This window comes from Acinetobacter sp. YH12152 (assembly GCF_013418285.1).
Lineage (GTDB): Bacteria > Pseudomonadota > Gammaproteobacteria > Pseudomonadales > Moraxellaceae > Acinetobacter > Acinetobacter amyesii.
Genome location: NZ_VPCH01000028.1, coordinates 17,016 through 30,527, shown reverse-complemented (window position 1 = coordinate 30,527; position 13,512 = coordinate 17,016). Strand labels below are relative to the sequence as shown.

Below are 13,512 nucleotides of genomic sequence, written 5' to 3'. Positions count from 1 at the left end.
TGCTGAGTAGAAATGGATTTAAATGAGGAGAATTAAAGGCGAAAAAATAGCGACCGGAGTCGCTATTTTAGAATGCAAGAATGCTTAATTGTCTACATTATTGCTCTTGTTGAATGCCTGCAACTAACCAGTCTTGATCAGAACCCGCAGGTTTAACAAAATGCCATACTTCAGCAAATGGCTGTTGCAGGCTATTTAAGTCTTCACTTACAGTACCTGTAAAACGAACACTTACAACGTATTGACCATTTTCGTTAGCAGAATCGACCACCATAGCATTTAAGTTAGAAAACTCAGCAACGTCTTCATCTTTATTCGCCATAATGTCGTTATACATAGACTGGTAAAGGTCAGGTGTTAAGTAACGCTGAATTTCAGAAATGTTGCTTGCAGTATTCATCGATTGAATGTGGTTAAAACGCTGACGTGCAACACGTAAAAATGTTGCTGGCTCTGTACCATCAGGCAATTGATTGCCGCTGTTGGTATAGGCAGCACCAAAAGGCGCGTTCGTTGCAGCAGCTGCACCAAATGGAGCATTTGAAGCTGCTGAATTACCGCCTACAGAATTACCAAAAATATTCGTATTGTCATTGCCTGCACGAGGTGCAGCATTTTGTTGGCCAAACGGTGCATTGTTTGCACCGCTGTTTGGCGCATACGGATTGTTAGTGGCTAGTTTTTTTTTTGCGCCCATCTTACGGAAAATGAAGAAGGCAACAGCAGCGGCAAGTAAAATCCAGATCCAGCCTGGAATACCACCTTTCTCTTCCTGTTGTTGAGCTTGCGCTTCAGAAGCTGCTTGACCGTTATTGTCATCGGCCATCGCATTTGCAGCGACTGCACCAATTGCAGCACCAGCCACACCAGCTGCAACCATTCCGCCCACATTCGAGCCAGATTTAGCTGGAGCGCCAGCAGTTGCAGGCTGTTGAACAGGAGCAGATTGACGAGGTTGCTGATAAGACTGAGTTGGAGCAGCTTGACGGCTCATACCATGGCTTTTACCACCACCGGCACGTTTCGCTTCTGCAATCGGCGCTACCAAAAGGGCTGCTGTTAAAAGAGCAGTCATCAAACCACGCTGTCGAACTTCCATCAAATTTTCCTATATCTATATAAAGTTAAAATAGCCATCTAGTTATGCCGCCATTTGTACTGAATTTCAATAGAACATCGGTAAAAAATTGAAAATTCATTCAAAATAAACGATTCAACGTGACTAAGACTCATCGGTAAGTGTAATTGCCTGACTCAACGCCTCATGTAAACGTGCGACAGAAATAATTTCTACACCTGAAATCGGTTTTTGCGGTGCATTCCCACGCGGTAAAATAATGGTTTTAAACCCATGCTTAATGGCTTCTTTGAGTCGTTCTTGTCCATTGGGTACAGGGCGGATTTCGCCTGAAAGGCCGACTTCACCAAATACTGCCAAATGCTGTGGCAGGGCTTTAGCTCTTAAGCTAGAGGCGCAGGCTAAAAGTACCGCAAGGTCAGAACCGGTTTCAGTGATTTTTAAACCACCGACGACATTGACATAGACATCTTGTCCAGCGGTTTGTACGCCACCATGACGGTGCATAACGGCTAAAAGCATGTTTAAACGGTTTTGTTCTAAACCTAAGGCCACGCGTCGAGGTTGTCCGTGCGCATCATCTACCAAAGCCTGAACTTCAACTAAAAGTGGACGTGTACCTTCACGGCTAATCATGACGATAGAGCCCGGAATGGCTTCATCATAACGACTCAGGAAAATAGCGGATGGGTTTGATACCTCGCGCAGACCTTTATCGGTCATGCCAAATACACCAAGCTCGTTGACTGCACCAAAACGGTTTTTCACCGCACGAATCATACGGAAGCGCGAGTCAGACTGACCTTCAAAATACAAAACACAATCGACCATGTGCTCAAGCACGCGAGGGCCGGCCAAAGAACCTTCTTTTGTTACGTGACCGACAATAAACAGTGCAGTGCCACTATTTTTGGCAAAGCGGGTCAGGAGTGCAGCCGATTCACGAATTTGGGAAACACCGCCCGGCGCAGACTGGAGTGTTTCGGTGTATAGGGTTTGGATCGAATCTAAAATGGCCACGGCAGGGCGTTCATGTGCCAATACTTCGCAAATACGCTCGACACAGGTTTCTGCCATGACTTTAAGTTGATCGGTCGGCAAATCTAGGCGCTGGGCACGTAGCGCCACCTGAGACAAAGATTCCTCACCTGTGACATATAAGGCAGAACTTTTACTCGCCGCCATATAGGTTGCGGTTTGTAGCAAAATAGTGGATTTACCAATGCCGGGGTCACCACCAATCAGCACAACTGAACCTGTGACCAGTCCACCACCGAGTACACGGTCAAATTCACCAATACCTGTTGCCATTCGGGTTTCATGCGAAACAGAAACTTGATTTAAGGTGGTCACAGCAGCGGCTTGACCTGCATAGCCACCGCCCATTTTAGGCTGTGCACGGTGTGTAACGGCGGGTGCAATATTGACTTCGACTAATGAATTCCATTCACCACATTCGGTACATTGACCGGCCCATTTGGGATGATCAGCACCACATTGTTCACATCGATAGACACTTTTTGCTTTCGCCATAATATTTACTGTGCACAAACTCAAATTGAGTCACAGCATAGCGGTGAATACATCGAAAAACCAAGTTTTTATCGCATGAAATGACTGTTGAAGGTCAATTGATGTCGTTTTATTTTCAATAGCTGCACTTTTATATAGTAAGCACTTTATAATAGCGCATTATATTTTTTGAAATGGGTCACCACATGACTGAACTATTACGACATATCGATGCCATTGCACGTGAAAAAAATCGTGATGTGTTATTTGTGCATTTTGAAGAATATGATCATCAACATCCTGAGAAAAATACGGTACGTAATGACGTTATGCACTGGTTTGACCTGCAAAATCTCGAGTATTTCCCTTGTATGGGGCTAGAAGGTGAGTCTTTGATCGATAGCTATACAGGTGATTTATACCTTGACGTACCTTTTGATGAAAGCAGCCCTGCATATAAAACTCTCAGTGAATATCTTGAAGATGAACAAGGGAACATGAAAATTCAGGGGGTATTGTTCTTTTCTTTATCCTTGGAAATTGCCTTAGAAATCGAAGCGGATCTGATGGAAGCCAGTGCTGTAGATTCTGAATATGCTGAAAATGAGTTTGGTGACCAATTTGGCGAAGGCTTTATTGAAGATGCTGAGTCAGATCAAAAGGATGAATCCAATGAAAGCAACACGAAAAACGACAAATTTGATGATGGTCAAATCGGTACGATTCAATAAGTAAATATCGATTATCAGTCCGAATAAAAAAGCCACGTGAATTCACGTGGCTTTTTGTTTAGTAGCGTGAAAGGATTAGTACAGTTCACCTGATTTACGACGTGCAATAAAATCTTTCGATTCTTTGGCAATAACACCAGAAAGTAACAACAGCGCAATTAAGTTTGGTACAGCCATCAAACCGTTAAAGGTATCGGCAAATAACCACACAAGATCAAGAGTCGCCACACAGCCTACAAAGACTGAAGCGATGTAAATCAAACGGTAAATCAAGACAAACTTTTCACCAAGTAAGTAAGTACAGCATTTTTCACCATAGTAACTCCAACCTAAAATGGTTGAGTATGCAAAGAAAATAATCCCGAAGGTGACGATCAAGCCGCCAAAACCCGGTAATAATTTATCAAATACGCTGATAGTTAAAACTGCACCAGTTTGGTCGCCAAAACTGTTGCCTGCCATAATAAAGCCCATGACCAAAACAATCCCGGTGATAGAACACACGATAATCGTATCGATAAATGTACCTGTCATTGAAACTAAACCTTGACGTGCAGGGTGATCCGTTTTCGCAGCAGCCGCGGCAATAGGTGCAGAACCCATACCTGCTTCGTTAGAGAAAACACCACGGGCAACACCATAACGAATAGCCGCACCAATCGCACCACCTGCCGCAGCTTCGCCAGTAAATGCATAGGTAAAGATTAATTTGAGAGAAGGAATGACCAATTCAAGATTATTTAAAATGATGATTAGTCCACCCAATACATAACCGACAGCCATAATAGGTACGATATAAGAGGATGCTTTAGAGATGGATTTAATTCCGCCGAGAATTACTAAAGCAGACAGAATAGTAATAACAATACCTGTAATCCACGTTTCAAGTCCGAGACTATTTTCAACAGCGAGGGCAACCGTATTGGACTGTACTGAACTGCCAATGCCGAAAGAGGCTAAAGTACCAAAGAGGGCAAAAATGACAGCGAGCCATTTCCACTTCAGTCCACGTTCAATGTAGTACATTGGACCGCCGCTCATTTCGCCATTTTCATTTTTTACGCGATATTTGACTGCGAGTACGCCTTCACCATATTTGGTTGCCATACCAAAGAGGGCTGTCATCCACATCCAAAATACTGCACCGGGGCCACCAAGGACGCAGGCTGTTGCAACGCCTGCGATATTACCTGTACCGATGGTTGCAGATAAAGCAGTCATAAGTGAGGCAAAATGTGAAATATCGCCTTCATGTGATTTGGCATGTTCATGCCTTCCAAACACTTGTTTAAATGCTAAAGGCAACATGCGGAATTGCCAGAATAGTAAACGGAAGGTGAGGAATACACCTGTTCCGACAATGAGGACCAACATGTATGGGCCCCAGACCCAACCGCTGAGTGTATTCATGAGTGTGTGTAGATCTTGCATAGTATCTTTCTTCTTATCGGTCCTGAGTGAATGCTACATTTTTGATATCTGTAGCAATTGATATGCCATTGTTAGAAACTTCCATGATTTTTGGCATAAATTTTTTATCGTTGGGAAAATATTTTTTGCATAGAATTGAAGTTTTTACAAGTAAATTGTTGTTTTGTTTGTCGCTTTGAATTTGGGATAGAGGTTAAGATTTTTATATATAAGAAAAATAAATTAACTTTGTCACTTAATCCGAAAATATAGATGATGAAAAATAATTTTGTATTTTCTGAAACTTTTACGTTAATTTGTCGCAATTGGAACGCGAAGTTGAATTAAATAATGTCAAATGAGAGTCATGGATCGCACGCCGATAGCGGCGATTTGAAACGAAGCCTGTCCAACCGACACCTGCAATTGATTGCGATTGGTGGTGCTATTGGTACAGGTTTATTTATGGGGTCAGGAAAGACCATCAGTTTAGCTGGTCCGTCCATCCTTATTATCTATATGATTATTGGTTTTATGGTTTTCCTCGTCATGCGTGCATTAGGCGAGTTATTACTATCAAATCTTGAATATAAATCTTTTATCGATTTTGCAACCGACTTAATCGGCCCGTGGGCAGGTTATTTTGTGGGTTGGACCTATTGGCTGTGCTGGATCACTATAGGGATTGCTGATTTATCGGCCATCATTTATTACCTGCAATTCTTTAATGGAGGTAACCCGTTCTCGCCCGAAGAAGGGGTGATGATCAGTGTTGCCGCCATTGTGTTTATCATGGGTTTAAACCTTGTTACGGTTAAACTTTTTGGTGAATTAGAGTTTTGGTTTGCACTGATTAAGATTATTGCAATCGTGGTGCTCATTGGTGTCGGTCTTTGGATGATCTTTACCGGTTTTACCTCATCGACAGGTGAAATCGCATCATTCACACATTTATGGTCACATGGTGGTCTATTCCCAACAGGAGTAACTGGCTTCTTGGCAGGTTTCCAAATCGCCATTTTTGCCTTTGTCGGCGTAGAACTCGTGGGTACTACGGCAGCAGAAACCAAAGATCCAGAACACAACTTGCCTAAAGCTGTGAACTCGATTCCGATTCGTATCATTATTTTCTATGTGCTGGCACTTGTGATTGTGATGTCCGTTACGCCATGGAATGCCATTGACCCAAGCATTTCACCATTCGTGAACTTGTTTAGCCAAGCCGGTATTGCTGCTGCTGCGATTATTATGAACTTGGTTGTGTTGTCATCAGTTATGTCATCGATGAATAGTGGTGTGTTCTCGACTTCACGTATGTTGTTTGGTTTATCTCGTGAAGAGCAAGGTCCAAAAGCGTTTGGCCGTCTAAACTCACGTGCAGTTCCGGCAAATGCGTTGTATTTCTCGGCAGTTTGTTTACTGTTGGGTGCGGCATTACAGTATTTCGTACCGAACACGGTTGAAGCCTTCACTTTAGCAACTACACTTTCTACGATTTTATTTATCTGCGTATGGCTCATGATTATCTGGAGCTATATCGTTTACTATAAAACTCGTCCTGAGCTGCATGCGAAATCAACCTTTAAATTACCAGGTGGCTTATATACTTGCTGGCTTGTGATTATCTTCTTCATCGGCATGATTTATGTCTTGTCGCTAGAAGCAGATACCATGAAAGCGCTCATGGTGAGCCCAATTTGGTTCATCATTTTGATTATTGGCTATTTCGGTTTTTATAAGAAAAAGCACCATTAATTTACATTTTTGATCTGATGTAAAAACATAAAAAGCTGCTCCTGAGGAGGCAGCTTTTTTATTTGGATATGGACTTATTTTAAGTTAAAACAGACTGTTTATTAGCGTTTCGATTTGTATTAAACAGCATTCAAATTGATATGCTATTTCAGTGAAATCAATAGCCTGATCGAGCTAGAAATAAAGACAAATAAGGATTGAAAACAGCACCATCAAATTTTGCTTAAATTTAGTGCAGAATGGCAAAAAGCTCACTTGGAATTACAGGGCTTTTCTTTTATCCGCGGGTTGATCACGTTATACTCGGAAAAATCTTTTCATTAGGTACGTTTATGTATCGTTTTATGAATTATAAAATTATTGTATTAGCAAGTGCTGTGCTGCTGACCGCTTGTGGTCAGTCTGGTGCATTGCATTTACCTTCAGATGCAAATGCAGATAAGCGCGCAAAATATCTGATTTATCCAGATACGCCTGCACAGCAAAAGCAGGAAAAACAAGCGGCTCCTGTTGCAACTGAATCGGAATCTTCAAATTCTAACCCTACACCTTAATGCTTTTATAGAAAGGATACTTTCATGAGTTTCACCCGTACGAATGGGGTATTGCATGCAGAGCAATGTTCTTTACAACAGCTTGCACAGCAATATGGCACACCGCTTTATGTTTATTCAAAAGCTACTTTTGAAAAGCATTATTCAGATATGGATCGTGCATTTAGCTTTATCGACCATCAAATTTGTTTTGCGGTAAAGTCAAACTCTAATCTTGCGGTGTTAAACGTACTTGCCAAGCAGGGCGCTGGTTTTGATATCGTGACGGGTGGTGAACTCGCACGTGTGTTAAAAGCCGGTGGTGAAGCTTCTAAAATTGTATTCTCAGGTTTGGGTAAAACTGAAGCCGATATCCAAAAAGCATTGGACGTGGGTATTGCATGTTTTAACGTTGAATCTCATGCAGAGCTAGATCGAATCCAAAAAGTTGCTGCGGCAATGGGTAAGAAAGCACCGATTTCATTGCGTGTAAATCCAGATGTGGATGCTAAAACCCATCCTTATATCTCTACGGGTTTAAAAGAAAATAAATTCGGCATTCCTTCAGACAGTGTTTTTGAAACTTATGCGTATGCGGCATCATTGCCAAATCTTGAGATTATCGGGATTGATTGTCATATCGGCTCACAGTTGACTGAAACTCAGCCTTTTGTTGATGCACTTGATCGTGTCATTGTGATGATCAATCAATTGAAAGAGATGGGGATTCACCTAAAACACATCGATATCGGTGGTGGTTTAGGTGTGACTTACAAAGACGAAGTTCCACCAACTGTTGAAGAATATGCTCAGGCAATGCGTCCGGCTTTAGAAAAATTAGGCCTTAAGGTGTATATGGAACCGGGGCGTAGTATTTCTGCAAATGCAGGTGTGTTGTTAACTAAAGTTGATTTACTCAAACCGACCAATCATCGTAATTTTGCCATTATTGATGCTGCTATGAACGACTTAATCCGACCTGCTTTATATGAAGCATGGATGGATATTCAGGAAGTAACGCCTCGTACTGATACAGAAAAGAAAGACTGGGATGTTGTTGGTGCGATTTGTGAAACCGGAGATTTCCTCGGAAAGCAACGTCATTTGGCGATTCAAGAAAATGATGTGCTTGCAGTATTGGGTGCGGGTGCTTATGGTTTTGTCATGAGCTCAAACTACAATAGCCGCGGACGTGCTGCTGAAGTGATGGTTGATGGTGATCAGTCTCATTTGATTCGTGAGCGTGAAACCATCGAATCCTTATGGGAACGTGAACGTTTATTGCCTTAAGGAGAAATTCGAGATGTTATTAGAATTTACCAAAATGCATGGCCTTGGCAATGACTTTATGGTGGTCGATCTGATTAGCCAACGAGCTTATTTAGATACAGTGACGATTCAGCGTTTGGCTGACCGTCATTTTGGTATTGGTTTTGATCAGCTTTTGATTGTAGAGCCACCTGATTTGCCTAATGTCGATTTTAAATATCGTATTTTTAATGCAGATGGTTCGGAAGTTGAACAATGCGGTAATGGCGTACGTTGTTTTGCGCGCTTTGTGCATGAACGTAAGTTGACCAGCAAAACCAAAATCAAAGTACAAACCAAGTCAGGTATCGTAGAGCCTGAATTAGGTGCGAATGGTTGGGTGCGCGTCAACATGGGTTATCCACGCTTTTTGCCGCATGAAATTCCATTTATTGCGGAAGAGCCTGAAAACTTATACGACATTGCATTGGCGAATAATGAACAACTCACCATTGATGTGGTGAGTATGGGTAATCCGCATGCAGTGACGATCGTTCCTGATGTTATTACCGCAGACGTTGCTAAAATTGGTCCACAAGTCGAATCGCATGAGCGTTTTCCACAGCGTGTAAATGCAGGTTTTATGCAAATTGTGGACGAGAAACATGCACGCTTACGTGTATTTGAACGTGGTGTCGGTGAAACTATGGCCTGTGGTACAGGTGCTTGTGCAGCGGCAGTATCAGGTATGCGTCGTGGTTTATTAGCTAATTCGGTCGAAATAGAGTTGGCAGGTGGTAAGCTGCAAATTGAGTGGCAAGAAGGTGGTGTGGTTTGGATGACTGGACCAACTGCAACAGTTTACGAAGGACGCTTAGATTTAAGTTACTTCCAAGGTTAAAATCAAAGCCCTGATTCATTCAGGGCTTTTTTCATAAAATAAAAAGTGAATAAAAAATTATAATTCAATTGGATTGGAATCAACATGGAACAAATAAACGAAGAAATAAAAGAAGAAATCTTAGAACAACTTTTTCATAAAGCCTTACATGAACCCGCGTATCGACCCGAATTTTTAGCTCAGTTATTGGCAGCCAATGTGTATTGTGTGGGAACAACAGGGGGACGTGATTCACGTATTGCCGAAGATTTGATCTTGGATGAAGGCGACCGTATTCAATTGAAATCATGGGAAGATGAAACATATGATTGCGTCATTCCATTTTTTACGTCCTTGGAAAAAATGCGTTTAGCAATATCTGAAGAGGAGTCGTATATCCGGCTACCAACCAAGGCATTATTTGAAATGACTTTAGGAGCAAGGCTTGTATTGAATCCACAATCACCTGATGCGACGAAGGACTTTGTACCAGAAGAAATTCAACATTTGCTGAACGGGCAGTATATTCAGCCCTCAGAAAACTATGAAGTTACGGAAGATACGGAAGTTTTAATTGGTCAGCCGGCGGAATATCCGCAGTTTATGATTGATCAATTAAGCATTTTTTTCGGCACAGAGCGTGTGGTAAAAGCTGCTTATTTAGCGCAAATGCTGAATCAAGCTCGAGATGATTCACCGACTTTGTTGATCGGATTAGATTTAGAAGCAGGATTATCTGAACAACAAATTCAAGAATTGCACAGTAAAATTGGTCGTATCACACAGGATAGTTTAAAAGAGCAATGCCCAGTGGATCTGATCCATGTCAATCCGCACAGTGTGGATGGTGTAGAAGGGTATTTGCTTAATGAAACGCAAGCTTTTTACCAACGTGTTGATGGTAAGCCTAAGGGGTTCTTTGCTAGACTCTTTTCATAAAATAGATATGTAAAATCGCTTTAGTGAACGTACTGCAACGCTAAAGCACATGTTGAAATGGGAGAAGACAGATGACGATGGATCAGAGTCAACTACTGACTATGTGGTTGAAGGAACGTGAAATTCAAAATCAGTCTAAACATACATTGCAAGCGTATGAGCGTGATGTCAGTGATTTTCTCCAATTTTGTACAATACGCAACTTGCCACTGCATGATGTTGAAAAGTCAGATCTGCGTGAATTTGTTGCTCATAAAGTGGAACAGTTTCAGCTCAGTCCAAGTAGTTTACAGCGCATGTTATCTTCGATTCGCCAATTTATGAAATGGGCAGAACAAGGGGATTATCTTAGTTTCAACCCCGCAGATGATTTTCAGCTCAAACGCCAATCACGTCCTTTACCTGGATTGGTCGATATTGAAACCATTAAACAAATCATGGAACAGCCTGAGCCAGAAAGTGAAACTCAACGGCAACTTTGGATACGTGATAAAGCGATTTTGGAGTTGCTATATTCAAGTGGTTTACGTTTGGCTGAAGTGCAGGGCTTAACCATTCGAGATATTGATTTTAATCGCCAACTGTTACGTATTACGGGTAAAGGCAATAAAACACGCATTGTACCTTTTGGTTCTAAAGCAAAAGAGGCTGTGATGCATTGGTTGCAATTATATCCTGCATGGCATGGTGATTTTGTCCCAGAAGCCCAAGTTTTTATCACCCAAAAAGGTAATCCACTCGGGGTAAGGCAAATTGAAAATCGAGTTAAATTTCAAGCTCAACGTGCAGGTGTAAATGTCGATTTACATCCACACTTATTGCGTCATTGCTTCGCTAGCCATATGTTGTCCAATAGTGGTGACTTGCGTGCTGTACAAGAAATGTTGGGGCATAGTAATTTAACCACTACACAAATTTATACCCATGTGGATTTTGATCGATTGGCACAAGTTTATGATCAAGCCCATCCACGGGCGCAGCATAAAGATTCGTAACAATTGCAAATACGACTTTAGCTCGTAATGGTCTAAATATTGCTTAAATTTATAGGCTAGATTTCATATTTTGCATCCTAAAGTGGTCTGCTTCATGAAAGTTAAATAAGGATGTGAAAAAATATTGGTAAAATTGACCGACATTTTGAACTATTGTCGCATTATAAAAATTCAAATTATCGGGTATAAAAATTGTCCATTATTGAATTGACGTAAGTGCTGAAGTGAAATTCGCCATTTACTAAATTGCTGTACCGTTAAAAAAATATATAGGCCATACCATGATTTCAGATATTCAAGAAAAATATGACCAGTTAAATGGTCAGCAAAAAGAAATTTTTGCAGGATACGGCTTACGCCAAATCAAACACTTTGTTGAAATTGGTTTGCCTGAAATAGAAGCTGTATTACCAGAAGGTTCACAGCTTCAAGGGATTAATGCCGATGGTAAAGTTCAGGCGTTTAATGCTGCGACGGGCCAATACTTTATTTGGATTTCGGATAAACAATGGCAGCTTACCAATAAAGCAACTGCTAAATTTGACAGTAAAGAAGATGCCCTCACCATTTGGCGTATTTTTGATTTGGCAAAGTATGAACTTATTGACCTAAGCCACATCCATCGTGACTTTTTGGAAAATCAGCCAGCCTAAACCATTGGTCAAATAAACAACTCATGGGCTATCTTCATTGGTTTTGGATGTTTAGCCCTTATATCACCCGCACCATGACATGTTGTGATGTTTATGAGCAGAGCGTTAAAGTGTCTACCTCGTTTGGTTTTAAGCTTTCAAATAAACATTTGAGATAAGCTAGTGGACGTCTTTGCAAAACTTATGATGCTAAACAAAATCTTTAAATGCAAACCCATTTCGCTGTTCAGTAATTCAATTCGTTTAATTTTGATAGCGAGAGCCTGTCAATCCAATCAATGGTTTTCCTACTTGAGCAATTGAGCTCAAAGACCTCCTAGATATTTCCCATTTAATTGCTGCAAATGTGCCGCAAATTATTATTTTTCTTTGCTTAAAATATAATGAAATACCGCATAGCTAGGTATTTGCATTCGAGGCTGTGAATAACTGCGTTACTACGTGGTCATTCTTGTAGTATCAGCCTCGTCGTTTCTAATGCTTGAGTTGCTCGTTGGCAGACCAATTTCTGTTTATAAATCTTCTAACGGTAACTGGAAGCTTTGTTTGATGATTTGGCTAGGTAAATCAGTCTTTACACTAGTGATGCCATTTTTCTTGGTTAAGTGAGTAGACTGAAATTTACGGTAACTTTCTAGGTCAGGAACTACAACTTTGAGCATTGCATCGCACTCACCCAAAATAATGTAGCACTCCATGACTTGAGGAAGTTCTTTCATCGCTTCGATAAAAGTATCGATGGTTTCAGCATCTTGCCCATTCAACCAAATACGAGAGAACAAAATTAATTGAAAGCCAATCTTTTGTGGATCGACCACGGTGGTGTAATTCTGAATCACACCTGCTTCTTCGAGTAATTTGACCCGACGTAAACAAGAAGAAGGCGAGAGTCCAATTTCCTTGGCTAAGTCATTATTTTGGATGCGGCCATTATTTTGAAGTGCGCGAATGATATTTTTATCAATACGATCTAGTTTAACTAGAATTGACTTAGAAGATGTCTTCATAAAATAGAATATAATTCTAAAAATAATATCTATTATAGAATATTTGATATCCTATTTTAAAGCGATTCAAACATACTAATTTCACTTTCAGGACATAGAAAGGGAAAATTGAAATGTCTGTATTTGCTTTGTTTGCCTTAACGGTAATTCCCCTTATTTTCACACCAGGACCCGATATGCTTTTTATCCTGTCACAAGTGATGGGTAAGGATGCAAAAGCAGGCATGATGGCAACAGTGGGGGTGTGCTCAGGTTATTTGGTTCACTCGATTTTAGTGGCATTGGGTATTGCTGCGATTATCGTGTCATTTCCACTACTCTTTGAAACAATCCGCTGGTTGGGGATTGCTTATCTTTTATATTTGGCAACGCATTTGCTGCGTTCAGTATTTAGCAGTAAAAAATTAAGTATTGAGAAAAAGTCAGCGTCCAACCCGATTAAAAAAGGCTTTTTTACGGCTTTACTGAACCCGAAAGGAATGTTGATATATTTTGCAATTTTGCCGCAATTTATCGATAAATCAGCGAATACCGTGAGTCAAGGTTTGATTTTGTCCTTCATTTTTATTGGGCTGATTTTTGTGGTGTATTGTAGTTTAAGTGTGGTCTTTGCACGTATTACACAAAAAACTCAAATTGATGAACGCAAACAAAAGTGGATCGATGGTACATCAGGTGGTTTATTGGCTCTCGCTGCGACATGGTTAATTGCCAATTAAAAACAGCAAATGTAAATAGAAATAAATGCTTTAACTAAAACCTTCGTGAAAG

12 protein-coding genes and 1 pseudogene are annotated in these 13,512 nt (G+C 40.8%); 9 read left to right on the top strand and 4 right to left on the bottom strand.

Going from position 1 to position 13,512, the window contains the following annotated elements:
- Window positions 1-97 precede the first annotated feature (97 nt).
- Both FTU83_RS10370 and radA read right to left on the bottom strand, forming a co-directional pair.
- A complete protein-coding gene (locus FTU83_RS10370; RefSeq protein WP_180106424.1) occupies window positions 98-1,099 on the bottom strand; it encodes a Tim44 domain-containing protein in 1,002 nt (333 codons plus the stop codon).
- Between the two features lie 123 nt (window positions 1,100-1,222).
- The gene (radA, locus tag FTU83_RS10365; RefSeq protein WP_180003350.1) at window positions 1,223-2,611 is read right to left on the bottom strand and encodes a DNA repair protein RadA; all 1,389 of its coding nucleotides are present in this window, start codon (window positions 2,609-2,611) and stop codon (window positions 1,223-1,225) included.
- Window positions 2,612-2,796: 185 nt separating this feature from the next.
- Between radA and FTU83_RS10360 the strand changes: the two are divergent.
- A pseudogene (locus FTU83_RS10360) lies at window positions 2,797-3,153 on the top strand (hypothetical protein); the annotation flags it as partial.
- A 243-nt stretch (window positions 3,154-3,396) separates the two neighbouring features.
- On the opposite strand, the gene FTU83_RS10355 reads toward FTU83_RS10360, so the two are convergent.
- A complete protein-coding gene (locus tag FTU83_RS10355; RefSeq protein WP_180065027.1) occupies window positions 3,397-4,752 on the bottom strand; it encodes a sodium:alanine symporter family protein in 1,356 nt (451 codons plus the stop codon).
- A 330-nt stretch (window positions 4,753-5,082) separates the two neighbouring features.
- Here FTU83_RS10355 and FTU83_RS10350 point away from each other — a divergent pair, with 330 nt between their 5' ends.
- From FTU83_RS10350 to FTU83_RS10320, 7 genes are all read left to right on the top strand, one after another.
- A complete protein-coding gene (locus FTU83_RS10350) occupies window positions 5,083-6,486 on the top strand; it encodes an amino acid permease (RefSeq protein WP_180009988.1) in 1,404 nt (467 codons plus the stop codon).
- 344 nt (window positions 6,487-6,830) lie between these two features.
- A complete protein-coding gene (locus FTU83_RS10345) occupies window positions 6,831-7,040 on the top strand; it encodes a lipoprotein (RefSeq protein WP_372491094.1) in 210 nt (69 codons plus the stop codon).
- A gap of 24 nt (window positions 7,041-7,064) precedes the next feature.
- A complete protein-coding gene (gene lysA, locus FTU83_RS10340) occupies window positions 7,065-8,309 on the top strand; it encodes a diaminopimelate decarboxylase (protein WP_180003346.1) in 1,245 nt (414 codons plus the stop codon).
- A 13-nt stretch (window positions 8,310-8,322) separates the two neighbouring features.
- The gene (gene dapF, locus FTU83_RS10335; protein ID WP_111883917.1) at window positions 8,323-9,168 is read left to right on the top strand and encodes a diaminopimelate epimerase; all 846 of its coding nucleotides are present in this window, start codon (window positions 8,323-8,325) and stop codon (window positions 9,166-9,168) included.
- 84 nt (window positions 9,169-9,252) lie between these two features.
- Complete coding sequence (locus FTU83_RS10330; protein ID WP_168378269.1) at window positions 9,253-10,086, top strand: enhanced serine sensitivity protein SseB C-terminal domain-containing protein; 834 nt, start codon at window positions 9,253-9,255, stop codon at window positions 10,084-10,086.
- Between the two features lie 71 nt (window positions 10,087-10,157).
- Entirely contained in the window at window positions 10,158-11,081 is a 924-nt protein-coding gene (locus FTU83_RS10325; protein ID WP_180008330.1) for a tyrosine recombinase XerC, read from the top strand.
- A gap of 281 nt (window positions 11,082-11,362) precedes the next feature.
- Window positions 11,363-11,734 (top strand): hypothetical protein, encoded by a 372-nt coding sequence (locus FTU83_RS10320; protein ID WP_218945805.1) that lies wholly within the window; start codon window positions 11,363-11,365, stop codon window positions 11,732-11,734.
- 512 nt (window positions 11,735-12,246) lie between these two features.
- Here the strand turns inward: FTU83_RS10320 and FTU83_RS10315 are convergent.
- The gene (locus FTU83_RS10315) at window positions 12,247-12,741 is read right to left on the bottom strand and encodes an Lrp/AsnC family transcriptional regulator (protein ID WP_180106426.1); all 495 of its coding nucleotides are present in this window, start codon (window positions 12,739-12,741) and stop codon (window positions 12,247-12,249) included.
- Window positions 12,742-12,854: 113 nt separating this feature from the next.
- Between FTU83_RS10315 and FTU83_RS10310 the strand changes: the two genes are divergently transcribed.
- On the top strand, window positions 12,855-13,460 hold the full coding sequence (locus FTU83_RS10310; protein ID WP_180023307.1) for a LysE family translocator: 606 nt from the start codon (window positions 12,855-12,857) through the stop codon (window positions 13,458-13,460).
- Window positions 13,461-13,512: the final 52 nt, after the last annotated feature.